General features: G+C 32.1%; 14 protein-coding genes and 2 pseudogenes. 11 read left to right on the top strand and 5 right to left on the bottom strand.

The window, feature by feature from the left end:
• Positions 1–2,909: 2,909 nt before the first annotated feature.
• Positions 2,910–3,659 carry a MerR family transcriptional regulator gene (locus tag AAG068_RS28850; RefSeq protein ID WP_098562076.1) on the top strand — a complete coding sequence of 250 codons (750 nt, stop codon included), beginning with the start codon at positions 2,910–2,912 and terminating at the stop codon, positions 3,657–3,659.
• A 25-nt stretch (positions 3,660–3,684) separates the two neighbouring features.
• Here the strand turns inward: AAG068_RS28850 and AAG068_RS28845 are convergent, their stop codons facing one another.
• The 3 genes and pseudogenes from AAG068_RS28845 to AAG068_RS28835 form a co-directional block, all read right to left on the bottom strand.
• On the bottom strand, positions 3,685–5,133 hold the full coding sequence (locus AAG068_RS28845; protein WP_342719964.1) for a cell division protein FtsZ: 1,449 nt from the start codon (positions 5,131–5,133) through the stop codon (positions 3,685–3,687).
• Positions 5,133–5,567 (bottom strand): hypothetical protein, encoded by a 435-nt coding sequence (locus AAG068_RS28840; RefSeq protein ID WP_342719963.1) that lies wholly within the window; start codon positions 5,565–5,567, stop codon positions 5,133–5,135. Before AAG068_RS28840 ends, AAG068_RS28845 begins: the two co-directional genes overlap by 1 nt.
• 578 nt (positions 5,568–6,145) lie before the next feature.
• Positions 6,146–6,823, bottom strand: a pseudogene (locus AAG068_RS28835) (hypothetical protein).
• A gap of 536 nt (positions 6,824–7,359) precedes the next feature.
• Here AAG068_RS28835 and AAG068_RS28830 point away from each other — a divergent pair.
• From AAG068_RS28830 to AAG068_RS28820, 3 genes and pseudogenes are all read left to right on the top strand, one after another.
• Entirely contained in the window at positions 7,360–8,910 is a 1,551-nt protein-coding gene (locus tag AAG068_RS28830; protein ID WP_342719962.1) for a replication-relaxation family protein, read from the top strand.
• A pseudogene (locus AAG068_RS28825) lies at positions 8,882–11,920 on the top strand (type IV secretory system conjugative DNA transfer family protein). The gene AAG068_RS28830 and the pseudogene AAG068_RS28825 overlap by 29 nt, the downstream one beginning before the upstream one ends.
• A 175-nt stretch (positions 11,921–12,095) precedes the next feature.
• On the top strand, positions 12,096–12,680 hold the full coding sequence (locus AAG068_RS28820; protein WP_342719961.1) for a hypothetical protein: 585 nt from the start codon (positions 12,096–12,098) through the stop codon (positions 12,678–12,680).
• Positions 12,681–12,829: 149 nt separating this feature from the next.
• Here the strand turns inward: AAG068_RS28820 and AAG068_RS28815 are convergent, their stop codons facing one another.
• Both AAG068_RS28815 and AAG068_RS28810 read right to left on the bottom strand, forming a co-directional pair.
• Positions 12,830–12,988, bottom strand: coding sequence for a hypothetical protein (locus AAG068_RS28815; protein WP_327937076.1), 159 nt, complete (start codon positions 12,986–12,988; stop codon positions 12,830–12,832).
• A gap of 162 nt (positions 12,989–13,150) precedes the next feature.
• Entirely contained in the window at positions 13,151–14,848 is a 1,698-nt protein-coding gene (locus tag AAG068_RS28810; protein ID WP_342719960.1) for a helix-turn-helix domain-containing protein, read from the bottom strand.
• A gap of 439 nt (positions 14,849–15,287) precedes the next feature.
• On the opposite strand from AAG068_RS28810, the gene AAG068_RS28805 reads away from it, so the two are divergent.
• The 7 genes from AAG068_RS28805 (at position 15,288) to AAG068_RS28775 (ending at position 25,315) form a co-directional block, all read left to right on the top strand.
• A complete protein-coding gene (locus AAG068_RS28805) occupies positions 15,288–15,488 on the top strand; it encodes a helix-turn-helix transcriptional regulator (protein WP_025151352.1) in 201 nt (66 codons plus the stop codon).
• Positions 15,489–15,493: 5 nt separating this feature from the next.
• Positions 15,494–15,787, top strand: coding sequence for a hypothetical protein (locus AAG068_RS28800; RefSeq protein ID WP_342719959.1), 294 nt, complete (start codon positions 15,494–15,496; stop codon positions 15,785–15,787).
• A 572-nt stretch (positions 15,788–16,359) separates the two neighbouring features.
• Positions 16,360–17,091, top strand: a complete 732-nt coding sequence (gene gntR / locus AAG068_RS28795; protein WP_222655480.1) for a gluconate operon transcriptional repressor GntR — start codon at positions 16,360–16,362, stop codon at positions 17,089–17,091.
• Positions 17,084–18,619 carry a gluconokinase gene (gene gntK, locus AAG068_RS28790; protein WP_342719957.1) on the top strand — a complete coding sequence of 512 codons (1,536 nt, stop codon included), beginning with the start codon at positions 17,084–17,086 and terminating at the stop codon, positions 18,617–18,619. Before gntR ends, gntK begins: the two co-directional genes overlap by 8 nt.
• Positions 18,620–18,735: 116 nt before the next feature.
• Positions 18,736–20,082 carry a gluconate permease GntP gene (gene gntP / locus AAG068_RS28785; RefSeq protein WP_001131719.1) on the top strand — a complete coding sequence of 449 codons (1,347 nt, stop codon included), beginning with the start codon at positions 18,736–18,738 and terminating at the stop codon, positions 20,080–20,082.
• Positions 20,083–20,346: 264 nt separating this feature from the next.
• Positions 20,347–21,756 (top strand): NADP-dependent phosphogluconate dehydrogenase, encoded by a 1,410-nt coding sequence (gndA, locus tag AAG068_RS28780; protein WP_342719956.1) that lies wholly within the window; start codon positions 20,347–20,349, stop codon positions 21,754–21,756.
• A gap of 1,849 nt (positions 21,757–23,605) precedes the next feature.
• On the top strand, positions 23,606–25,315 hold the full coding sequence (locus AAG068_RS28775) for a hypothetical protein (RefSeq protein ID WP_342719955.1): 1,710 nt from the start codon (positions 23,606–23,608) through the stop codon (positions 25,313–25,315).
• Positions 25,316–26,233 lie beyond the last annotated feature (918 nt).

The raw sequence follows: 26,233 nt of genomic DNA, 5'->3' as shown, positions 1-26,233 counted from the left end.
AAGCCCTTTGGAATACGGAGGTTAAATACCACACAAACGTGTAATTTAATCCGTAACCCGAAGGGCTTTATGTAATCACTAGAAAATAAAAAAAATAACAAGTTATAATAAGAATATACTAAAAATTCTTTATTTAATCAAATAATCTTCTAATATTATTAAACTCCACACTATAATTATACATGGGCATCTCACTGCTTAACCCCTTTTGGACCTTTTGAAGCGAGAACTTCTTCGGAATTAGATACTATTTTAGCAATCTATATTTACTAATCTATAAGGACCCCCGTTATTAACGGTTCACTCATGTTTCTCTGCTAAATTTTTTTTGGTACAGTATATATACCCTACTAACCAATTAATGGCACTATCAAGCGTATTCTTGTTAACCATAAAATTAATTAATCCTACTTTTTAAAAATTTAGATGACGGACTATAAAACACTCATATAATTATCAATCTCATGTTGATATTAACAAAAAATCAATACATCTCATCCATATTTGACATTGACATATCAACTGAGATTAACATATCGACTATAGCACATCAACTTTATCACTAGTATTCACAGATTAACATTAACATGACATTAACAAACGGAAACTTTCAAAAAATGTTTGCACCTATCTAAACTTCAAGATTTATATTAATTGAACAATAGTCCATTGCGACAAATTGTACAGAAGTGGGTTAATTAACAAATAAACTTCTAAATTTTCCTAATGCTAGTAAGACATAAAAAGAAACATCATGAAACTATCAATCGTATATTAATACCAATGAAAAGATAAATGTTTTTCAATGTTTTATTTGTTATTAACATGTCAACTGAGATTAACATGTTAATTGATTATTTTCTTTTGCCATTGATATCACACCATTTAAGATTGACATAACATTAACAACCCGATGTTAATAAGAAGAAATGTTTATAACTTTCACGATCTCAAAGTCTATATCGGCTGATTTTTTCTTTTGAGGTAGTTTGCTCAAAGTGAATCTAGTGACGATTTATCCAAAAAAATGTTTCGGTGCTATCAAAACGTAGCTAAAAATTCAATTGAGTAATAAATGATGGCAGCAATTCAATGATTTTTACCCTTTATTTATCATTGACATATAGTTAAAAAACAACACATAGAAAGGAACACTATCTGTATTGTTAATGTTATATCAACAATTTTTTTTAACATTAATATAACATTAACAATTAAGTAGTTGAAATACGCAAAAATACAGATCTCGAAGACCTAAGATCAGTATTGGTTAAAAATTTATCTACCACAACAGATTTCTATCGAAATATCAAAAAACACTCTAACAGTACTATAATCGTGATTAGGGACTAACGAAAATTCCATACAATAGATAGTTTCTTATTAGTAACATCAAAAAAATAAATAGTTTTCCCTTTATTTATCATTGACATATAACCTGAGATTGACATGTTAAGCACTTATTTTATTTTGCAATCAATATTATTCTAATTCATATTGATATAACATTAACAATAAGGCGTCAAAAAAGAAGAAGTGTTTATGGTCTTCAAGATTTCAAAATCTATATTGGTGAAAATTTTCTTCTGTGATGGTTTGCTCGAAGCGAATCTAGTGATGATCTATCCTAAAAAATGTTTTCACACTATCAAAACATAGTTAAAATTTAATCGTAATAATAAGTGATGACAGGAATTCAATGTTTTTCACCCTTTGTTTATCATTTACATATAGTCTAAAAGTAAAGCGTAGAGAGAAATGCCATCTAAATTGTTAATGTTATATCAACAATTTTCGTTTAACATTAATATGACATTAACAATTTAAAAGTTGAAATGCGCATAAAAGCAGCTCTGGGGATTTCAAAACCCGTATTAGTTAAAGATTTATCTACCACAACAGATTTCTATTAAAAAATTAAAAAACACTTTAAAAGAACTATAGTTATGGTTAGAAACTAGCAAGAACTTCATACAATCGATAGTTTCTTATTAGCATCAGAAAATAACAGTTTTCTCTTTATTTATCATTGATATATAACCTGAGATTGACATGTTAATAGAGTTTGTTGTCCGTTAATAGTAGTGTCATATCAATTATCACTAACGCGTATTGACATAACGTTAACAATTGTTGATTCTACCGTTCAGAATATACATACAAATAGAGTTTTAGATTCTATATCTAGTAAGAGGTCTTTTTTATCGCAAAGTCCCCTGGATAAGTCGGGGAAGATATCATTCTTGAAGGCATTTTGATAGTAGCCAAAAATAATAAATCGCTTTTTATTACTTCCGATCTAAAAGTAGCAATTGTATGAATCAATTTTGATTATATAGAAATCCCTTGTAAAGGGCGGTGCCTCCTATAAAAAATGAGTTTATATTAAAAGTAATTCAATAACCTATAATAACCTTCATGTGCATTCTAAAGACCTACTGGAGCCAATAAACCATACATTTCTTAGCTTTCTACTACCGAGTATCATAAATCATTATAAATATAGCCCTTTATTCATTATTAGTATGGGCTTTTCGTTCTACATTTATACATATTTTATAGCTTTTAAATCTTTAAGTTTAATGCTATATCCTTATAATTTATTTACAAATCACTAATATTTTCTTATCATTAATATATTGTAGACTAATTTGTTAATTTCATAGCAACAATAATTATTAATAACTAACGGATTATTAACAGGACATTAACAATAGTTAATTTAAAAGCCTAATTTATCAACTTTATGTTAACAAGTGATGCTTTATATATCAATGACACCTTTCATGTGAATGTCAATCGATAAAGGTATTGAGGTTTATATCGTCGAAAGACACTTAACATGTTAATCTCACTTTATATGTTAATTACATTTTGCTATGGCCATTATATTTCAAGGAGGTATAACGATGATTGAACAAGATAACAAAAATACAACTGAACATATGGAGTCCAATAATACAAACTCTAGTCATGAAGATACTTTTGAAAAAGCTTGGCGAATAACAGAGTTTTCTAAATTAGTAGGCCGACATCATAACACTGTATACAATTGGTTCAATATCCTAGAGGAAAAGGGGTTACACGGAACATTAAGAACCAATAATACAAACGAAAAGTTATATAACACACTGGATTTAGACATAGCTTTATTTATCAAACTAAAAAGGGATGAAAAGTGGTCGCTAGATGCAATTATTGAGCTTTTACCACATCAATTTGAACTAAGACCAGTTTCTCCAGAAAATCAAACCAGTGAAGTCTCATCCCAATTAAACATGCAGGAAGCTGCAGCAACTATTGAAAAAATAGTAGAGCAAAAAATTCAAATGCATTTACAAAACATTGAATTAGAGTATCAAGGAAAGTTTGAAGATGCTATACGTGCGGTGCTACCTGAACCAGAAGACCCTGAGAGGTTAAAAGAGCGCCAAAGACAAGAAAGACTAGATAATATAATTATTCAACATAGAGCGCGTACAGAGTTAAGAAAACAAGCTGAAAAAGAGTGGAATACACAGCCAGAAGAAACTCGTATTAAAAAAGTTGGTTGGTTTAAAAAAGAGGAAGATCTTGCGAGAAAACAACTTTTCATAGAAAACTATATTGATGAGAACATGATTGAATACATGCAAAATGTAATGAAAACAGAAAAATAAGCCTGGAAAATTCCAGGCTTATTTTTTATTTTGTTCCGAACATCTTATCAGGATCCATAAATGCCGCTAATTCTTCATCATTTAGCGTTTGTGGTTCTTCACCTTTTTCTGGTTCTAATTCAAAGTAATCACCAAAGTTAATATTGAAATCATCGTCCGAGTCTTGCGCTTCAATAGTATTAATTTGAGACTTTGTATATTGAATTTGACTTTGTTTTTCCTTGAATTCATTATATTCTTCTACTAATCCTTTAGATAATCGAGATGGTAGTGCATCTGTCTTATAGAAAGTATACACGCTACCCATAAAGTCATTTTTGCTAACTAAATAACCATTAAAAACAGTTCCATTGATTGGTAGTTTATTTGTCACTTCTACTTTTGCATCATCCATAAATGAATCATCAAGGTTCTTCTGTTCATCTAAAATTGCCAACATCCCAAAATGATGTACCTTTGATGCCTCTAAATCTCCATTTTCATTTGTCTTCATCAGGTCAATAGGGTGATGGAATGAGCTTCCTTTCAATGATTCTGAGAACATATCTACAATTTCTTTACTGTTTTCAATTTGATTCATATTACGTGAAACCTTATTAATTACTAAACAGCCTGTTCTTTCTAGTAAAATTCGTTTAAAGTCCTGAGAATCTAGAATTACTGATGTTCCTGAACCGTTTGCAGCTGTATTTAACTCATGAATAATATCTCCAATACGCTGATTTGCATAGTCTCGTGAGTTTCCAATGCCTTTTTTCTCATTCTCGTTTAATCCCTTAAACTCATCATAGAAATGTTGGTTATCTGCAAATACAACAAATGCAACGCCTTTCGCTGGATCATTAGCTAACTTCCAAATTTCTTGTGAAAATTTATTCACCTGTCTTAGCACATCCGGCCCATCTGCTCTAACTGGAAGTGTAACCACAATACCCATTTTAATAAAATCTTTACGTTCAATTGCATTATTGAAAGCAATTCTTGCATACTTTTGTTGATTTTTGATTAATTCTTCTCTAGGAATTTTCATTGCCATACTTTTAAGTTCTTCAGCAATTACAGGTTTATTATGAAAAGCAGAGAATTCTTCAATTGCTTGAATAATTGTAGATGTACCTGTACCACCACCTAAACCTGCAAAAAATAGCACTAACTCATCAGTTGGTCTAACACGTTCCGTTATAAATTCTTTTAGTTTATCCTTAGCTTCTTCATTAGATTCTAACACCTTTACAGCACGCTCAGGATTCTTACCCAAACCACCTAATTTTAGTGAAACTTGGTTGCTTTTTGGCACGTTTTTCAGTTCTGCTAAATCCCCATCATTACTATTCAATGCTAGGCAATTATAAACTGCTGTACCGTCTGTATGCTTATACTCAGCAAACTTATCTACCATTCTAGTTCCAGCTTGACCAAAACCAACCATAGTCATTTTCACTGCTACTTCGTTTTTCAGAAAGTTTTTTGCCATTATTTTATCTCTCCCTTATTCTCATTACTTTTTTTACGTTTCCCTAATTCAACTAATACTTGTTGTCCCCTAATAGTTGAAATTAAAAACTTATACGGATGCATAATTTTTTCTGTTATTAATGACATTGAAGCTAAAGTAGCAACATTACCTTCTGCCGATCTTCTTGAAATGTTAGTTCTTTCAAGTTCTAATGAATAGGATTTACCCTTAGGTTTCTTTACTCTCCTATCAATAACAACACTTTCTACTATTTCATTTATTGAGATTCCTCTCATATACTTTGTTTCTTGGTATTGTTTGTTTACTTGAGATCCTATGTAATGAAATACATTGTAGAGTATTTCGTCTTCTTCAATAATGTCTGCAAACATTTCCACAACTTCTTCAGTGAATTTGTTTTGTTTATATTTTTCACTTAATACCTCGTTCAAGTTGTCCCCCCCCTTAAAACGTTGGTTAATTATTCCTAAAAACATATTACATCATTGTAAGACGTATATCAAGTCATTATATATAAGTCTTATATTAAGTTTTTATATACAAGACTTATATAATATTTACAAAATGTAAATTCGAAATAATGTCCTATATATCAACGTTAAATATATAAGACGTACATGAAAGTCGTTCATATAAGTAGTAAATAAAACATGTTAATATCAGGTTTCATATAACTAACAATAACTATTAAATAATAAATATGAATGCAGTATTTATGTATATTTTTATCTAGAATTATAATTACAATATATAATACTCCTAAAATAACGTACTATTATCATGTTCATTTTATTTATACGTCTTATATATACAAACTACATATAAGACGTATATACAAACACTTATTATTAAAGCTCTTATATGCTTTTATATTAATTTCATGTCAATAGAATGTTACCACGAATTATTACACGCCCTATTTAAAGGTCTTATATGAAAGACTTATCAATAAAAAGTGTATATAACCCTATAAAAAAAGAGTAATACTTCTTAAGTATTACTCTTTTAACTATATAGTTGTATATAAAACACTTAGTTTATTAAACAGATCTTTATGATCCTGCTTCTTTTTCAACAACTCATTTTTCTGTTGGTTGTCTACAGAAAGGAAAGGGGATGTCAATGTCATGTTATATTTCGTTATTTCTTTTATTAATTCCGTAGTTATTTCTGAGATTTGCAGAAATAACACATAAAATTGTGATTCATTTTCATTCATTTGTTTTTCTCTGAAATTAAGTTCTACAAACTTGTCAGTATAACTTGTCAACTTCATATCAATATAACTCACATGTAAAGCCATAAAACGATTAAACTCAGATAAACTAATTAATTTCTTTGTTAAACATAGATGTACTAAATAAATCTTGTATACAGCTTTAAATGAAATAATATATTTAGTTTCTTTTTTTATTAATTGGATGTATTCACCGTATCTGTTAATTAAATACCTTAATTTATTAGGTTTTAGTCAAAATATTCTACTAACTTGTGAAGTATTGTAGATTTTATAAGGATCTAGAGCCGCAAACTGTAATGGAATTATCTCATATTCGTTATTTAATGTGTTAATTACCTTGTTATAAAGAACGTCTGTTTCAAATTCACTTTGTATAATTGTTTTTATTAGCCCATATTCTGTGTTCAAATTCCGCATTTTTTCACCCCTTAAATCAGATTGTAACATGCAAAATATTAAATATACACAATTTTCATTTACTTTATCATATTTATTTACTTATTTCTTTTATGATGTGATTTTTCCTCCTGACAAACAGTTACATCTAAAAAAAGTCATAAGATTCATTTCAATATTTAACTTCATCTATGCAAAATTATATTCACTGTATATTTTATGTAGTTTAAGGACTCCACACAGATATGATGTAATACATATGACGTACTCTATTTTTATCTTTGGATTTCGTCACATGTCTTCTTATTTATGTCGAAGGATATATGACGAACTCTAATAATAAATAAATCCTTATTACATTTGGTTTTTATAACACATACCTAAAGATGTATTACATGTTTTTAAACCCAGAGTTTTTGCAGATAATACGTTGTTTTTTTGCAAATTTCAGTTAAAATATTTTTAAAATGATTTTATGTTCTCAAATATTTTATTTACCTAATCAGTCTCAGTTGACTTTTTGACAGTCGCAATCGATTTTATGCAAGTTTCCGTATTTTATTTCCATATCAGGGGAGTGTTTAAAATTGAAGAAATCATTTAATCATACAGTTAAATATATCGTCGGGGAAAATGAGCGTGGAGTTTATTTTAATCGTTCTGATATTTTTACAGTTTTATTTTTATATGAACAGCGAACAGTTTCTCAAATTCAATTACGTAAATTTTATGAATTGATAAATGGGGAGCCTATAAGCCGAACTACATTTTCATCAAAGTTAACTAAGTGGGCAAAAATGAAATTAATAAAAAAGGAAAATATAAGTGTGAGAAAAAAGCGAGGCTTCACACTGGATTTCGTTTCTATCTCTTTAAAAGGAGCTGAAATATTATATAAATTAAAATTGATTTCTGATCGTAATACTTCATTTGTTACTAAGAGGCAATCTGAACACAATATAGCTATTACACAATTTGTTTTAAATTTACTTGAAGCAGAAGCAAACAATGAACATACTGGTGCAATTGTAGGCGGTAATGGAGATTATCTCTTTCCACTAAGCCAAATTGTAAAGCAAAACTTACAGTTGCCCAACCTGATGTATTCCGATTCAAAAGATGTCTACTATTTATATGAAGATGAAGAATACCGTGAAGTGTTTCAGCCAGAACTTCAACCCGTTTCTTTCCTACCAGATTTACCTCAACTTGTATATTCATTTCGTCCATCTAAAGAATTTTATCCTGACTCAAAGGGAAACCCATTACTAATTCCTGATTGGATTATTACTTGTAACAATTCTATTATCAATATTGAAGTTGATACAGGATCGGAAAATATTCCGTTTTTAGAAAATAAATTAAAAAAATATCTCGATGTCGCTGCTGCTAACCCATCTAAGCAATATTACGTGTTATTTTCCATTATTGATGACTCCTACCATACCATTTCTACTTACAAAAAACGGACCACACGTGTTACCAATTTAAAAAAAGCTTTTGGTAATATTCCACGTTTAAGTGTGGTAAACAACCTCAATGTTTACGTATGCAATATGGGTAGTTCTGCACTTGTAGTAAATAATATTCTTCAAGAAATTCGCGAAACTAATAGTTTAAGCAAAAGTCACCTAATCAAAAAAATCACTGAACGTTTAAACATAAATTCTTCTTTCCCTTATTCGGTAGAGTGGGTATCTAATAAAAATGAAATGCAAGCAAAAGGGGTTCAGCATTCTAAACTACTTGAGCTAACAGATGACATTTTGGTATTACGAAAAAAAACATCTGATGAAGAAAAAAAATCTTTAGATTACTTAGAAATATTATGTATATCAACAATACTTAAGGTAGGGGAGGTTAACGCACACTTTAAATTACAACAATTATCAGGATTGTTGGCCATGCAAAATCAACACCGAACACTAAACCCAATTAAGATCTTGGGGATATATGAAGCGGATGAATTAGAGCGTGGGCAGCAAGCCATTTTTACTGATTTGTTTCACAATTCCATAGCACCAGAGAATATATTATTGGCTACTTCTGCTGAATTGCTTAATTTCACCGCTTCTTTTTATTCGTTAAAAGAGAGGGTGAAACAAGAATTTGGAGAATGCAGTTCAAAAGAATGCTGAACTCAATAATGCACCAGGTAACGGGGAGGATCCAAAAGCCGGAAAGAGCAAAAAAAATTCCTATACAGTTACAATCGACATTACAAAAAGCTGGAAATATCGTTTAGCAGCCCGCTCATCTTACTATGTTGTGACATTACTACTTTTGCTAGCTTGGTATTTTGCTTTTAGAGGAATTTATAAATACGCTTCTTTCTGGTTCATACAAATGGGGGCTCCATTACCTACTTTAAGTATCTTCGGTAATCCGTTTGAAACTAATTATTACATTGAAACCTTTTTTAGCTTTTAGATTTTAATTTATACTTGGCAGCTATCAACCAAAATTAAAACCTATCAGGAGATAAAACGTAGATGGTTTATTTTCTCGATAATGTTAATCGGTATAGTTGCCCAGTACTTATGGGCGTTTAGTGTTCCGTTAGCTAAGATATTTATTCCATTCTTAAATTCGAAAGCAGGAGAAGTTTCACTAAATGATAAAGGATTAGAAGATACTATACTTTCAAATTTTAGTAATATCATGCACCTTGTATTTGCAATACCTGTAATTATTATTATTCTCGTACTCTTATGGCTCTTTAAGATTTTTTATGAACATAAAAAAGAGCTTTTAGATGAATTTGGAAAATGGGAATATGTGTTTAAAATACCTGGTTGGATGCTTTCCTTTTTGAATGATGATCGTCAACGAAAACTTGCTACTTCATTACACAGATTTTTCACTGAAAAAAATCCATCAAAATTGCCAGAACCCGATATCTTTCTTGGTCCTAACAGTGCTACACGGGAAATGGCAGTAATACAGGGCAAGTCTTTAACACTTAATATTATGATCATTGGTAACATTGGTACAGGTAAATCAGCTGCACTTGGATTACCAATTGCTAATCAAATTCTTGACTATATGGTTTCCATGATTAATAACTTTAAAACCTTATATGCAAGAAAAGATTATCATTCAGAGGATGTAAAAGGAACGCAGGTTAATGGTCTTACAGTTATCGAGCCATCTAATGATTTCTGCGAAAAAGTATATAAATTGGTATTAGCACACAAGATTCCCGAAAGTGTTATTTTCTATTTAGACCCAACAAATCCTGATACCCCTTCAATAAATTTTGTACGTGGTCCAGTTGATAAAGTTGCTGAGATGTTATGTTCAGTATTAACGGGTCTCTCTGATAATGGAGCAGGAAATCCGTTCTTCGTTCAATCTGAGCGTTCCCATCTTAAACAACATATTTATTTGTTAAAACTCCATGATTCTAATTTTGAAGCTAGATTTGAGCATTTAATTGATATGTATAATGATGCTAATCTCGTTTTTGAGATGCATCTCAAATTAAAAGAACGACTTCCAAATGATATTGAATCTATTCCAGATAGAGATGAACGAAACCATTGGCGCATAATGAAACAGGTAGATGAATGGTTTGATTTAAAATTATGTTCCTGAAATTTCTGGTGGTCGTGGGGGAGGGGAAGTTGTTTATCATACTGAAGGGAAATACTATGGTCAACCAAAGATAATTGATAAACAAGAAACCTTTGTTCGCGGTTTACGCAACACATTAAATGATATTTCTGCTCAACCTCTGCTCCGACGTGTTTTATGTGGCCCATCGGATTTTGATTTTGAGAAACACCTGGAATTTGGAGGTATCCTTTTAATCAATACAGCAAAAGGGGAACTTTCTGATCTATCTGATGTATTCGGTAAATTATGTTTATATGCCGTGCAGAATGCTGTTTTCCGTCGTAAACCTAACGTATCTCCTTACCATCCTGTTTTAGTCGATGAGTTTGCGATTACATTTATAAAGCATTTAAAAGTTTTCCTGCTCAATCACGTAAATATAAAGCACCTTTAATTGTTATTGCACAAACAATTAGCCAATTAGCAATTGAACATGGACCAAGATTTATGGATATCCTATTAGGGACATTTCGTAACAAACTTGTTTATGGTGATGTTACTAATGAAGACGCAAAATTGTTTAGTAAGCTAATGGGTACGAAAACAATTTATGAAGCACGTGAAGGTGATCAAGAAATTGATATGGTAACAGCAGAAACGAAAACACAAAGTACACGTAGAACATCCTACTCTTATTCGAAAACAGAGGTACCCATTCTTTCTGAAAATGATATCTTAATTCAAAAAGCATTCCAGTGTGCTGCTAAAATTGTAAAAGGTAATGCTCCTCAAGGAGGAATACAAGTAAATGCAAACTTTGTTCCTGCCACTGAGTTTAAAACAGCTAAGATTCAAGTTGATGCAGAGGCAGCTGCTTATTGGCTAAAAATTCGTGAAGAGTCATTGAATACAGAAATTAAATATGATGATTATGTCACAGATACAGATGTTGATAGTGAAGAAACTGTAATTGAAGAATTGAGTACGCCTAAAACAGCGCCTACTGCAATAGAAGGTTGGTTACAAACGTTAAATCCTGATACTTACGATTTTTATAATAATGATGATACTGACAGTGAAGGTGAGTTAACAAATAATCAGTCTGTGCAAGATTACACAAGAAATTCTGCTTCTAAGCTAGAGAAGGCGAACGCTACAGTATCAATTGCTACTTCTACTACAACAGAACCCGCAAAAATTAATGAAGTAATCAATGTTCAAAAAGAAAATGTACCAGACACAAGTAAACATAGAGAACCTATTGAAATTAACAACAAAGCATCAGTTATTACTGAAACTCCAATAGAAGTGCCAAGGGCGAAGCATACACCACAATATAGAGAGTCTGCTTACACATCGACTGTAACTCATAATCAGCAGGAACAGGAAATTCAACGAACTGCAGAAATTAATGGTAAAAATACAACATCTAACTTAACAATGCAATGGTTACAGCAACAAATGGCTGCAACTGTATCTGAAGAAGGTTCTCGACTTCAAAATCGAAAAGTGGCAGAAGTAACTCCAGAAAGTGCAGCAATTAAGGATAAACTCATTCAATATATCGAAGGTGACATTGATCATGATTGATACACTAAGCATATAACTAATATTTCTACTGGTAAAAAGGTGTGGGGCGTAAACTCATACCTTTTTATTATTTCATATGCAACTTTCCCTAAGGAGACCATCTCTTTATGCTAAAATTTAATTAAGTTTGTGAAGAAACAGAAAATGGATTAAATAATAAGGGGGAGGAAGGACATTGGAAATAGCCAAGTTAAATTTGCCCATTGATGGTAAGCATTTTTTACTTAATCATCAAATTAAAGAAAATGAATTCGAATGTCTCAATATAGAATTTTACACCTATTATAATGGTTTTCTTTTAGATGTAGTGGAATGGACAAAACAAAATGATTTTTCTTTATCAATATTGGATAAAGAATTTACAGAAAAGTTTTTAGCGAGTTTAGAGAAGTTTAAACCATACCTTGTTATTGGGAGCAATATGGACTCAGGTAATCTAATTACTATCTACCAGCCCACAGGAGAAATATTTGAGCTAGAACATGAAATTACGGAAAGAGTAGAAAGATATTTTGTCAATTCTTCTATAGAGAAAATGTATTGCTGTTTCAATTATTTTAATAAGTGTTGGATTCAACTATTAGAGCAAGAACACTACAAAAATCATGATCTAATAAACACTTTTTATGAATTAAAGAACAAATTAGTGGAGTTTGATACTAATATATTAATAAATGATGATGACTACAATAGACAATTTTGGAATTGTTTATATCACGGCAATTTAAACTTTCTTTTGGAAAAGTCAGACGAGAAATAGATTATCTCTAATTGAGATAATTACATGAATTAAACGTTATTTCAAAGTAAAAAACGACTTTTTAAGAAACAAAAGCAGATTATGGAATAGCTCCTTACTGGTTAAAATTTCACTGAAAAAATAAAATAACAACAGTAAGGAGTGGTTTCTTAATCCCGCATTGCACCTGCTTCTCGGGAAGTCATTGCTCCTTGTCCTTCTCTTACATCATTTTGAATTTCTTGTTTCACTTTATGCGCATCAGTTTCTGCAAAATTTGGTTTCATAATAGAACCAGATGTTTCTATGTCTTTTTTATCATGTTGCATACAAACCCTCCTGACTTTAACATTTACCAATCTTATTATGTGCAAAAGTACACATGATATCCACTGAGCAATCGAGCACGTTTATGGAGTAATACAGGCAGAATATGAACAAACCAAAAAGAAGCAGGTACCTCTTCATTAAATAAAGGTATCTGCTTCTCTTTACATTGACTCTATAATCATTTGTCTTTCATACCACTTGTTTAGTTTTTCATTAACACTTTTTGAAATACGCTTCATTTTGTTATTACAGAATCTTGATAGTGTAGCAGGGGATAGACCTATTTCATCTGCTATCTCACGCATTGTTTTATTTTGATGCACATGCTGATACATAATTTTTTCTCGTATCACATCTTCTGATCCTTCAGGAGTTTGTTTTACTGTCTCTGCAATATAATGGTCCTCCTGCTTCTCTTGCATACCTATTACTTTTTTCTTTACCATACTATCTATATTATTCATCAATTCTTTTGGTGGTAAGATAATGATTCCTAATTTGGAATAGTAATTCTTAAACCAATTACGTTCTCCTATCTTTGTTTCATCCAATTCCTCTGCATACGCCCAATGTGAAATTACATTTTCTTTTTCTAAATCATTTAAAACATTTTCTAGTTGTTCACGAATTCGAGTTGGGCGACCCTTTGTAGTTGTAATACCCATTACAGATAGTAGACCTTTTTCTCCACCAATGGAGTATGGTCTTTTTAAAGTACTGTATTGCTGACGAATTCTCCACTGCCATGATAAATAACGAATTAAACGTTTATGAAACTTATGTCTATAGCTATTATACTCTAGTGCTTTTTTCGATAATAAAGCAGTTGTACTATTAGAGCCATACAAATAGCCTGATAAGAAACTACCTGGTTTAATCTTACAAGATTCTATTCCCATATATTCATTAGTATTCTTATCTCTCCATAACACTACTGAATCGAGTACGAATAGCCTTTTGATTACTTCACGTTTTACTTCGAATTTTTGCCCAGTTTCTGCTTGATCGTTCAGTACTACAACTTCATTATCATCATTCAAATAAATAAAGATACTAGCTAAAGCTGCTATACGTTGTGCTATTTTTATTTTATCTTCTGCTCGATAATACTCTACACCATTTGCAGATGCTTTTGGCATATTGCACAATTCCAATACATTTTCATAACTAAAATCTATGAATTCATCTGGTGATTTAGCTTGATTTAACCATTGTATTGTAATGGTATCCAAACAGTCTGCTGTAAGATCATCCATATTACTAATTACTCCATCAACCAATATAGACCATCTTTCTGCTTCGTTTGTATTCACTAATCTCAAATCCTCATCCTTATGTGAAGATAGTTGTGCAACTCCGCTTGAATTTTTTGTTTCTAATGGCAGTACCGGTTTTGCTACTGCTTCATCTTCCTCAAAATGATTTTTTGCTATTCCATCACGTAATTGATAGTACATTGCGTCATTGGTTACAGGATAGTAATCATCCGATATATCTTCTATATGTTCTGTTACCTGACTATCTTCAAAAATTGAAATTTGAGTTGGTTCAACTGCTTCAACTTTTTCTTCGAATTCCTGTTCAATGATCTTATCTAGTACATTTTGAATCTCAATTTTATATTTATTCAGATTGGCATAAATGTTTAACAACGATATTCCTTGCTCTTGTTTCTGACCTAACCAAGAAACAAGTGTCGAAAAGGAAGGGGACATATTAGCTGATGTTACTAATTTATCGTGATTCTCTTGTACTTCTTTATAATATTTATTCCATTTGGCCCATAACTGCTTGTTTTCTTCATAAATTGGAGCAGCAAGTAGGAGGGCATCACTAAACAATGCTAACACTTTCTCCATATTTAAATACCTCCTAACAATGTTAATTACAAATATAATTTGAATCTTAAAAATGTGAAACGCCATAGCTATATGATGGCTACATAGCTTTGAAGTTGAAATATTGTCAGAATAATTCGTATATTTATTGATTTTTACATATTTTCTTGTGGATCATTTAAATTATCTTTACTTGTCTTTAATTATATAAAACTGCTTCTATTTGTAAAATCACTACTTTACAATACAATTTCAATTTTTAAAAGTTTTTTATGTAGTTTTGAAATAAAGTCATACCGTTTAGAAGAAAGTTCTACTGTTTATAAAAAAGTTGCACCGCTTTACCTCTTTGTATAAAGGGGGATTTTTTATGTGTATTTTTAATTATAAAAAACAATTTGTCAAAAATACTTTACGAATTGTAAGAAATAAATTACAATCATCTCAAGAGGTGTTGCTGTTGTTGCATAATAAAATTGTAGTTTGTCGAGCAGAAAAAGGTTGGACTCAAGAAGAACTGGCAAAAAGGGTGGGTGTTAGTCGTCAAACTATCGCTACTCTTGAAAAAAATAAATATAATCCTTCTCTAATTCTTGCTTTTAAAATTGCAAATATATTTGAAAAGTCATTAACCGACGTGTTTGATTATCAGGAGGAGTGATACATATGTTGTGGTTAAAATCTTTATTTATTTTTTTAATATTCATCAGTCAGATGTATGTAATTAGTTTTCAATCAAGTGATGAAGGAAGAGATGAAAGAGGGAAAGAAATTCAATATAAAACAAATAATGTGTTATTCAACGTCTTATATTTAGGTATTATTGGACTTATTACTTTTCATTTGGTAGATATTATTTCTGCAGAACTTCTACCTAATATATTGTTATATTTTATGCTTTCATTAAGTGTGCTAGGTAGTGTTTTTATATTTATCAACAGACATAGAAAAAATTACTAATATATTGTAATAGTTAGGGCATTAAACAAAATATTTCTTTTGAAAAATGAATTTTATATGCTATATCATGAAGGAATATAGTTGAACTGACAACTGCATTTATTTAAGTAGGCCACATAAAATGATCAATCTTTTTTATAAAAACTTAAGGATTTCAAAATTAAAACCCACACATTTTGATCAAACTTGTTCAAAGCGTGTGGGTTTCTTCTATTTATAAAATCAATATTTGCAGAAATACTTTGATCAAACTTTAATTCAAACCAACATTTTAATACTCAAATTCAGTTACTGTTACATTTTTAACCTTTATATTTTTGATTCAAAAAGTTGTAAACCCTAGTGGTAAATATGTTGATGTAAGTCCTTGGATATCGTATTCTTCGGTTTTCCATTCCCTAAATCTTCTTCATCAACAATAATAGTTTTTGGAGCGACTCGATTTGTTAGCTTATTAATTATGGGGCTTTCCTCTAAAAGAACCAAAGCAAATAATAAAAGCGCTTGCATAATTAAAAATCCGAGTTATAATACTTGTATACAAGTATACTTGATTAACACGAGGTGAATTTATGACGAAATCAATGGAATTTCTTTATCCTGAAAAATGGCTTTCAAAAGCTTCTACAGGTGATCGTGTTGCGAGCGAACTGAGAATGCGCATTATTGCAGGCGAAATTGAAAGCGGTACCATCATATCGGAAAATAAATTAGCTGCCGATTTTTCTGTAAGTCGGTCACCCGTTCGTGAAGCATTAAAAGTACTAGCTTCTGAAAATATTATTCGCTTAGAAAGAATGGGCGCAGTTGTCATTGGTTTAACCGAGAAAGAAATCGAAGAAATATATGATGTTCGTTTACTTATAGAAACGTTTATCTTTGAGCGACTTGTAAAGATGGACACAAATGATTTAGTAAGAGAACTAAATAAAATAATGGAAATGATGAAAATCGCCATTAAATATAATGATGCTGATGAGTTTTCTTATCAAGATCTCTTATTCCATGAAACGATTATTCGAACCATTGAGCATTCCTACATCCTGATGATTTGGAATAATTTAAAGCCTGTTATGGAAAGCTTAATCCTTTTATCAATGCGTAATCGTTTCAAGGAAAAGTACGAAGACTTTGAACGGGTTATTAAAAATCATGAGCTTTATATAAAAGCAATCGAATCAAAAGATCGGGCCCTCATGATTGAGGCCTTACATCAAAACTTTGATGATGTTCAAGGGAAAGTTGAAGATCTCTGGATGTCACAACAAATGTTATCTAAAGGAGTAGAGCAAGGACATGAGTAGCTATATGTTAGGTATAGATATCGGTACAACAAGTACGAAAGCAGTTTTATTTACTGAAAAAGGCGAAGTCATCCAAACCGAGAATATTGGTTATCCACTTCGCACATCGGATATATCCACAGCGGAACAAGATCCAGAAGAGATTTTCCAAGCTGTTTTACAAGCGATATCAAATATAACGAAACAGCATTCAGATAAAAAACCATCGTTTATTTCATTTAGCAGTGCTATGCATAGTGTTATTGCTATGGATGAAAATGATCAGCCGCTGACACCTTGTATCACTTGGGCAGATAATCGTAGTGAGGCATGGGCACATAAAATCAAAGATGAACTGAATGGCCATGAAGTTTATAGACGAACAGGAACACCTATTCACCCAATGTCACCATTAAGTAAAATTACATGGATTGTAAATGACCATGCGGAAATTGCTATTAGAACGAAAAAATATATTGGAATCAAAGAATATATCTTCAAACAATTCTTTGATCAATATGTTGTTGATCATTCCATCGCCTCTTGCATGGGTATGATGAACTTAAAAACGCTAGATTGGGATGAGGAAGCTTTAAAAATTGCTGGTATAACATCAGCTCAATTATCTGAACTCGTACCAACCACCCAAATATTTAGCAACTGCAATCCAGATTTAGCCCAAAAGATTGGTATCGATTCACAAACACCGTTTGTCATTGGTGCCAGTGATGGGGTGCTTTCTAATCTAGGTGTAAATGCAATTCGAAAAGGTGAGATTGCTGTCACAATTGGGACAAGTGGTGCTATTCGGACCATCATTGACGAGCCACAAACAGATAAAAAAGGAAGAATATTTTGTTATGCCTTAACTGAAAAGCATTGGGTAATTGGTGGACCGGTAAACAATGGCGGAATGGTCCTTCGTTGGATTCGTGATGAACTTGCTTCATCAGAAGTAGAAACTGCAAAAAGACTAGGAATTGATCCATACGATGTATTAACTAAAATAGCTGAACGCGTGAGACCTGGTGCAGACGGATTAATATTCCATCCATACCTCGCAGGTGAACGTGCACCATTATGGAATCCAGATGTACGTGGCTCCTTCTTCGGTTTAACGATGTCACATAAGAAGGAACATATGATTCGTGCAGCTTTAGAAGGCGTTATATATAATTTATACACTGTATTCTTAGCGTTAACCGAATGCATGGATGGTCCTGTAACCCGTATTCAAGCAACAGGCGGCTTCGCAAGGTCTGACGTTTGGCGACAGATGATGTCCGATATTTTCGCATCTGAAGTCGTTGTTCCAAAGAGCTACGAAAGCTCTTGTCTAGGTGCATGTATATTAGGTCTCTATGCCACAGGAAAAATTGATTCTTTTGAAATCGTTTCCGAAATGGTTGGCAGTACCTACAAACATACACCGAAAGAAGAAGCAACAAAAGAATACAGACAATTACTGCCTATATTTATTAACCTATCAAGGGTACTAGAAGACGATTATACACGAATTGCAAATTATCAAAGAAATTTAATAAAGTAAAACTTTCATCAGTAATCCCCCACGCCTCGCTTCTATCTAAATCTCGAGGTGGGGGCCTTACTGCCCACGAATAGCGGGATAAATACAAATACAGCTAAGATTAGGGGGGAACTACGATGCCATTAGTCATTGTAGCAATTGGGATTTTAGCATTACTTTTACTGATTATGCGCTTTAAATTAAATACCTTTATTTCATTAATCATTGTATCCGTCGGGGTTGCTTTAGCACTTGGAATGCCGCCAGAAAAAATTTTTAAAACCATTGAAGCGGGATTAGGGGGAACACTTGGTCATTTAGCACTCGTTTTTGGACTTGGTGCGATGTTAGGTAAGTTACTTTCAGATTCTGGGGGCGCACAACGCATTGCCATGACCCTTGTGAAAAAATTTGGTGAAAAGAACATTCAATGGGCTGTTGTGACTGCCTCATTTATTATCGGGATTGCATTATTTTTTGAAGTAGGATTAGTATTATTAATTCCGATTGTATTTGCAATTTCAAGAGAATTAAAAGTTTCTATCTTATATCTCGGTATTTCGATGGCAGCTGCTTTATCTGTAACACACGGATTTTTACCGCCACACCCAGGACCAACTGCTATCGCTGGTGAATTGCATGCAAACATCGGTGAAGTATTACTTTACGGTTTTATGATAGCGGTTCCAACGGTTGTGTTAGCTGGACCTGTATTTACTAAACTTGCAAAAAAACTAGTACCTGAGGCGTTCACAAAAACCGGTAATATCAAATCATTAGGTGAGCAGAAAGTATTTAAACTTGAAGAAACTCCTGGCTTTGGAATCAGTGTTTTTACCGCTTTACTGCCTGTTCTTTTAATGGCAGTCGCTACAATTATTACTTTGCTGCAAAAAACAATGGGATTCAAAGATAATAGTTTACTAGCAACGATCGAGTTTATTGGGAATGCGGATACTGCCATGTTGATATCCTTACTAGTTGCGATCTATACAATGGGATTGGCAAGAAATATTCCAATCAAAAACGTGATGGAATCTTGTACAACAGCGATCTCGAATATTGGGATGATGCTCTTAATTATTGGTGGAGGCGGCGCTTTCAAACAAGTATTAATTGATGGCGGCGTTGGTAACTATGTAGCCGAATTATTCAAAGGAACTTCATTATCACCGATCTTGCTCGCATGGATTATCGCTGCCATCTTACGTATTTCATTGGGATCTGCTACGGTTGCTGCATTAACAACTGTCGGTTTAGTGATTCCGATGTTAGGTCAATCTGATGTTAACCTTGCTTTAGTTGTCCTTGCAACAGGGGCTGGTAGTTTAATTGCTTCACACGTGAACGATGCTGGTTTCTGGATGTTCAAAGAGTACTTTGGTTTAAGCATGAAAGAAACATTTGCAACATGGACTTTACTTGAGACTATCGTTTCTGTAGCCGGATTAGGGTTTACTTTATTATTAAGTTTATTTGTATAGATCTTTCTAAACAGTAAAAGGGATACGGAAGCTGTTTAATGTGATTTTTCATAATTAACCGGTTATTTTTCATGATTGATTAATAAGGATGAAAATTTCTCTTTATTTTTTAACTTGATAGTGATGTGCCGTGTCCCTATAACCTTTTGCACGAATACTGGCAAAGCCTATTGAAATGAAAAAGATTGATTATTTGATTAAAGTGTTATTTTAGGTATATATACTATAATACAGAGTAACATACATGGAAAGGAACGATGGAATATGGAAAAGTTACAAATTGGAGTTATTGGTGTGGGCGTTATGGGAAAAAGCCTCGCACTTAACTTTGAGGGCAAAGGGTATTCTGTTGCCCTATACGATATTTCAAAGGAAAAAGTTGATGAAATCATTGAGGAAAACCGTGGTAAAAACTTAGTTGGTACTCATATAGTTGAAGAGTTTGTTAACTCACTTGAATCACCTAGAAAGATTTTATTAATGGTTAATGCAGGGGAAATTACAGATAAGGCGATTGATTCTCTAGTCCCTTACCTCGATAAAGGTGATATTTTAATTGACGGTGGTAATACATACTTTGTCGATACAATTCGCCGAAACAAACGTCTTGCCGAAGAAGGAATCAATTTCATCGGGGCAGGTGTGTCAGGCGGCGAAGAGGGTGCATTGAAGGGACCATCTATTATGCCAGGCGGACAGAAGGATGCATACGAAAAAGTAAAGGATATGCTTGAAAACATCTCTGCAAAAGTGAATAACGAGCCTTGCTGTTCTTATATCGGACCTAATGGGGCAGGCCACTATGTAAAGATGGTTCACAACGGTATTGAGTATGGAGATATGCAATTAATTTGTGAAGCATATTTCTTCTTGAAACAAACACTTGATTTGACTGCAGAAGAGTTCCATGAAATATTTGCTGAATGGAATAAAGGTGAACTGAACAGCTATCTAATTGAGATTACAGCCGATATCTTCAAGAAGAAAGATGAAGAAACTGGTAAGCCATTAGTGGATGTTATTCTTGATACTGCAGGACAAAAGGGTACAGGGAAATGGACAAGCCAAAGCGCACTTGATTTAGGTATCTCTCTGCCTATTATCACGGAATCTGTATTTGCACGTTGCATTTCTGCTTTAAAAGAAGAGCGTGTGAACGCAAGCAAAGTTTTATCTGGCCCTAAAGATAAAACAGCAATTGGAGTTGAAAAAGCTGAATTAATTGAAGCAGTGCGCCAAGCTTTATATATGAGTAAAATTTGTTCTTATGCACAAGGATTCACGCAATTGAAGGCAGCTTCTGAGGAATATGATTGGAACCTTGATTTTGGCAGCATTTCTATGCTTTGGAGAGGCGGATGTATTATCCGTGCTGCTTTTTTACAGAACATTAAAGAGGCTTATGAAACAAACACTGACCTACCGAACCTTTTACTTGATCCATACTTTAAAGAAATTGTAGAGTCATATCAAGGTGGATTACGTCAAATTATCTCAATGGCAGTACAACAGGGCATTCCAATACCTGCATTTTCAGCAGCAATTTCTTATTATGACAGCTATCGTACTGCCAAACTACCTGCAAACTTGTTGCAAGCGCAGCGCGATTATTTTGGAGCGCATACGTATAAACGAGTAGATAAAGAAGGTACATTCCATACAAAATGGATATAAAATAATAAATGGACTAAGATTAAATTCTTAGTCCATTTTTCATTCCACAATTCGCAGGCTATAAGACTCCCACTGATGGAAGTTCACTTTAAACGAATGTATGAATCAAAATGCGTTTATTTTTCCCATTTAGATGAAAAACCACATAACCTTTAAGTTGAAATGTTATCTGAATAATACGAACAGTTGTTGATTTTTACCCGTTTTATTGTGGATCATTTAAATTCTATTTACTTGTCTTTAATTATATAAAACTGCTTCTATTTGTAAAATCAATACTTTACAATACAACTTCAATTTTTAAAAGTAAATTAGTTAAACACACTGATTTTTTGCTTAACGTCTAGAAAACTTGTTACTTTAAGTCACAAATTTAATACCCCAGCTGCTTCTTATTTGAAACTGTATAGCTTTATCATGGCTGTTACCTCTTACTTGAAACTGTATAGCCTTTTCATCGCTATTACTTCTTTCTTGAAACTACATAGCTTCATCATGGTTATTACTTCTTTCTTGAAACTACATAGCCTTATCACGGCTATTACTTCTTTCTTGAAACTACATAGCCTTATCACGGCTATTACTTCTTTCTTGAAACTACATAGCCTTATCACGGCTATTACTTCTTTCTTGAAACTACATAGCCTTATCACGGCTATTACTTCTTTCTTGAAACTACATAGCCTTATCGCGGCTATTACTTCTTATTTGAAACTACATAGCCTTATCACGGCTATTACTTCTTATTTGAAACTACATAGCTTCATCATGGTTATTACTTCTTTCTTGAAACTACATAGCCTTATTGCGGCTATAAGCCCTTATTTGAAACTGCATAGCCTTATCACGGCTATTACTTCTTACTTGAAACTATATAGCCTTATCACGGCTATTACTTCTTACTTGAAACTGCATAGCCTTATCATGGCTATAAGCTCTTATTTGAAACTGTATAGCTTTATCGGGGCTATAAGCCCTTATTTGAAACTGCATAGCCTTATCGCGGCTATTACTTCTTACTTGAAACTATGTAGCCTTATCATGGCTATTACTTCTTACTTATAATAATGAATAGCTATATTGTGGTTATAATTTCGTAATTTATGAAACGTTATAGCTATATGATGGCTACAACTTTAAAAAAATGAAACGAGAATATCCTGAAAATCATTCGACTAAAAAAATTTTTATTCTATGTAATTTACTAATAAACGTTGATATAAAGCCATTTCATTAAATATGAAAGAAAACACAATAAAATCATTATAGCTATATGATGGCTACAACTTTCACTTTAAAACTTCAAACAAATCTATATATACCAAGGGTTACAGCAGCTTTCAATAAAATATAACTTGTTTTAAAAACATGAAACGTTATAGCTATATGACGGCAGGAAACATGAAACGAAATGAAACGTTTATAGCGGTATGATGGCTACAACTTTTCATTTAAAAACAGTTATAACTCCCTATATATCAGTGTTTATACGAAATCTATGGGAATTTCTCACCCTACAAAAAACATGAAACGTTATAGCTATATGATGGCTACAACTTTAAAACGAAATTAGCTTAAAACCCTATGAAATCAATGGTTTAGAAAGATTTATCCTACTGCATGCCACGTTTCATATTCAAAAAACTTCATAGCCCTATGGTGGCAACAAACTTTTTTTCATGAAACGTCAAACCCCTTGTCGCACAAGGGATTGAGGCACGTTTCATTTTTTTATTTTTCCTCTTAAAGGGACAGATTTCACCAGTATTCGATTTGATATAATCAAAAATGAAATTCTATATCTAATTGTGGGGAAAACTGCAACTTAAAATAAAAGGAGGTGAAAAAGATGGCAAAACCTTTCGTTATAAAGAACAAACGTAGTTTGAATGGTGAAACAACAACACCAGTAATTGTAACAATTAAATCATGGCAAAGGTTAGTAGAAGCTTTAGAAGGTAAGTATTACAGTTTTAAAGGTACTTATCTAGAAGACATTGTGAAGTCAATGTCCTATGAAGAACGAATTGCAGATGAAGAAGGATTTGTTGCTAAAGCAAAGCCATCTTTTTCACTGAAAATGAAAAAAATTGTAGATAAAGTAAGTGAATTTGATAAAAACGAAGGCAGAAAACATAAGCTATATGGAATTACAAATGCTGATTTAGAAGTATTTCTATTTCTTCATAAAAAATGTAATACATATGGTGAGCTTTCACATGTATCGATCCACATGCTTTGGGAAGATTATAAAAATTATAAAGAAGCATTTGCACATATTCACCACTCACAATTTTATGTGGCTTTGAAGAAGTTAAGTTTCCATAACATCATTACAATCGAAAATGAGTACAGTGGTAAATATAAAATTACCTTAACTGATTTCATGAATAAAGAAACGAATAAAGCAAATGCTTATACTTTTATTAGCCCGATAGTATTTACCAAAGAATTCTTTGAGTTATCCATTGCAGCTAAGAAACTATTCATGGATGTAGCAATGCAGCAGAAACGCGAAACTACCCTGAAACGTTCTTTATTCAAAGTTGATGAGCAAGGAAGCTCAACTCATTTTGGTGGTATGTATCGTTACTTACATAAGAAATACCCACATCAGATTCGTGCTGTACTTGATGAATTAGAAACAAAACTTTCTGCTACTGGATCTCCTTTATTTAAAATTTGTAAGTTAGAAAAAGGGAAGAAGAATAAAAAGCAATACACAACATTGCATTTATCTGTACATCCTGATTTCTTATGCGCGAAAGAAGAAGGAGCAGAATACCGTGATCCATTTACACCACGTGATACATATAAACGCAAAGTAAGATTCATTGAAAACCTGCTAGTGGAATTGAATATTGCTGAATTTGCAAAGGATATGAACCAATTTATTAACGTTCTAAAACACTCTTGTCACCGTCAAATTCGCCAAGTAGTTCGTGGCTTACGAGAAATGATTGATCGACAAGAAGGATATCCTAAAAAGCTTGTTTATACACTAAGTAAGTTATTGAAGCAATCTTCTCAATATCGTGTATTAGACACAGCTGCTAAAACTGGTATTTATCCTTTAATCACACACAATGTACCTAAACATGATCAAGAAGAGGCCATTTTTAAATTTGGTACTCATTTTGCTATATACTCTTTACGCAATGTTCAAAAGCTATTCCGAAAAGCGCATGACCTGCTTCATGCAAAATATGCTGTACCTGTAACTATAGATGCTTACCATCGTAATTACATGCAGTATCAAGAGGAATCATTATTTAGAAAATATGCTTATGAACAAGGAGTAAATATTAACGCATATACAGCATTAGAAATTGAAATTCGCGAACTCTTAAAGTCCAGTGGACATAAAGGAAATCAAATCCCTAGCGATATTCGTGAACTGTTCATTGAAAAAATTGATAAATTGCCGAAGGAAAAGATTCGTGTAATTGAGGTCCCTGAAGACTTTAATTTAATTCAGTTTCTACAGTCCTTAGAAGCATATTACCGTTCAACCAGTGAAGTACCACATACGGTTGATCAGCTGCTTTCAGCAATGTAATGATACAGCTCTCTATTTTTGAAAAAAGCAAAAGTAGAGGGCTATTCGTGTTGGAGATAACATGTGGAGTGTATTACTTCAAGCAGAATAGAGAGTCAGTTTTTAATCTGAATGATTACTACTCTCTATTTTTTATACAATTTCATACATTGCACGTTTAACAAAATAAGATATTCACAATTTTCAAGTTTTGAAATCTGAAATTTTAATCTTTTTGTGGCATTTTATCTACAAAAAAGCATAAATATTTTTTATTATTCTGTTGATATCTTAATAATTTTGACCTGATGTGTATAATATAATGCCTTAATTACTGTTCTTATCCTCTTCTATCCTTTAATCTACTTAAAATCAGAAAAACATCTGTTAATTCTGTTTAAAAAGTTTATTCTGTTCTTAACTTTGACCATTTGTTAATAAATTGTGTGTAGTTTTTTTATAAATGTGGAAAATTTGTTCATAAGTCATAAATTTATGTACGTATTATATATACAGTTACTTGCATCAAATTAACGATGATTATATGTAGTTTTTATATACCTACTTTACGATATTTTGTAGTTTTAAATCCTCATTCAGCTCATTAAGTACGTTCCCAGTAATTACTTTTTATGATTTTTTACGGCTAGAGCACTTACGAACCCCTAGCACATCAATGTTTTAACATGATTTTCTCTCTGTATAAAAGTTTTATCTTTTTTCTTTATATATTTTAAAGATATATATTATATTAGGTTTTAATATTGTGTAGTCCTTACTATAGAGAATGGTTCCTGTGTAAAACCAATTTCATTTTTAATGGAATTGGTTTTTTTATGGACTTTAATAAATATAATGTTCATTTTTTAGCACTCTTAAAAACTTTGATATAAAAACATAAATTTTTTTTATTTCTCTTAGATTTCAGAAAAAAGTAAA

The organism is Bacillus paramycoides (assembly GCF_038971285.1).
Taxonomy (GTDB): domain Bacteria; phylum Bacillota; class Bacilli; order Bacillales; family Bacillaceae_G; genus Bacillus_A.
The sequence above is the reverse complement of the archived record's forward strand: the minus strand, read 5'-3'. Positions and strand labels throughout refer to the sequence as shown.

Coding starts and splice junctions, on each gene's coding strand:
- gntP (WP_001131719.1), top strand. CDS start 18,736: ATGCCATTAGTCATTGTAGCAATTGGGATTTTAGCATTACTTTTACTG.
- AAG068_RS28815 (WP_327937076.1), bottom strand. CDS start 12,988: ATGCAACATGATAAAAAAGACATAGAAACATCTGGTTCTATTATGAAA.
- AAG068_RS28775 (WP_342719955.1), top strand. CDS start 23,606: ATGGCAAAACCTTTCGTTATAAAGAACAAACGTAGTTTGAATGGTGAA.
- gntK (WP_342719957.1), top strand. CDS start 17,084: ATGAGTAGCTATATGTTAGGTATAGATATCGGTACAACAAGTACGAAA.
- gntR (WP_222655480.1), top strand. CDS start 16,360: ATGACGAAATCAATGGAATTTCTTTATCCTGAAAAATGGCTTTCAAAA.
- AAG068_RS28845 (WP_342719964.1), bottom strand. CDS start 5,133: ATGGCAAAAAACTTTCTGAAAAACGAAGTAGCAGTGAAAATGACTATG.
- AAG068_RS28850 (WP_098562076.1), top strand. CDS start 2,910: ATGATTGAACAAGATAACAAAAATACAACTGAACATATGGAGTCCAAT.
- AAG068_RS28810 (WP_342719960.1), bottom strand. CDS start 14,848: ATGGAGAAAGTGTTAGCATTGTTTAGTGATGCCCTCCTACTTGCTGCT.
- gndA (WP_342719956.1), top strand. CDS start 20,347: ATGGAAAAGTTACAAATTGGAGTTATTGGTGTGGGCGTTATGGGAAAA.
- AAG068_RS28800 (WP_342719959.1), top strand. CDS start 15,494: ATGTTGTGGTTAAAATCTTTATTTATTTTTTTAATATTCATCAGTCAG.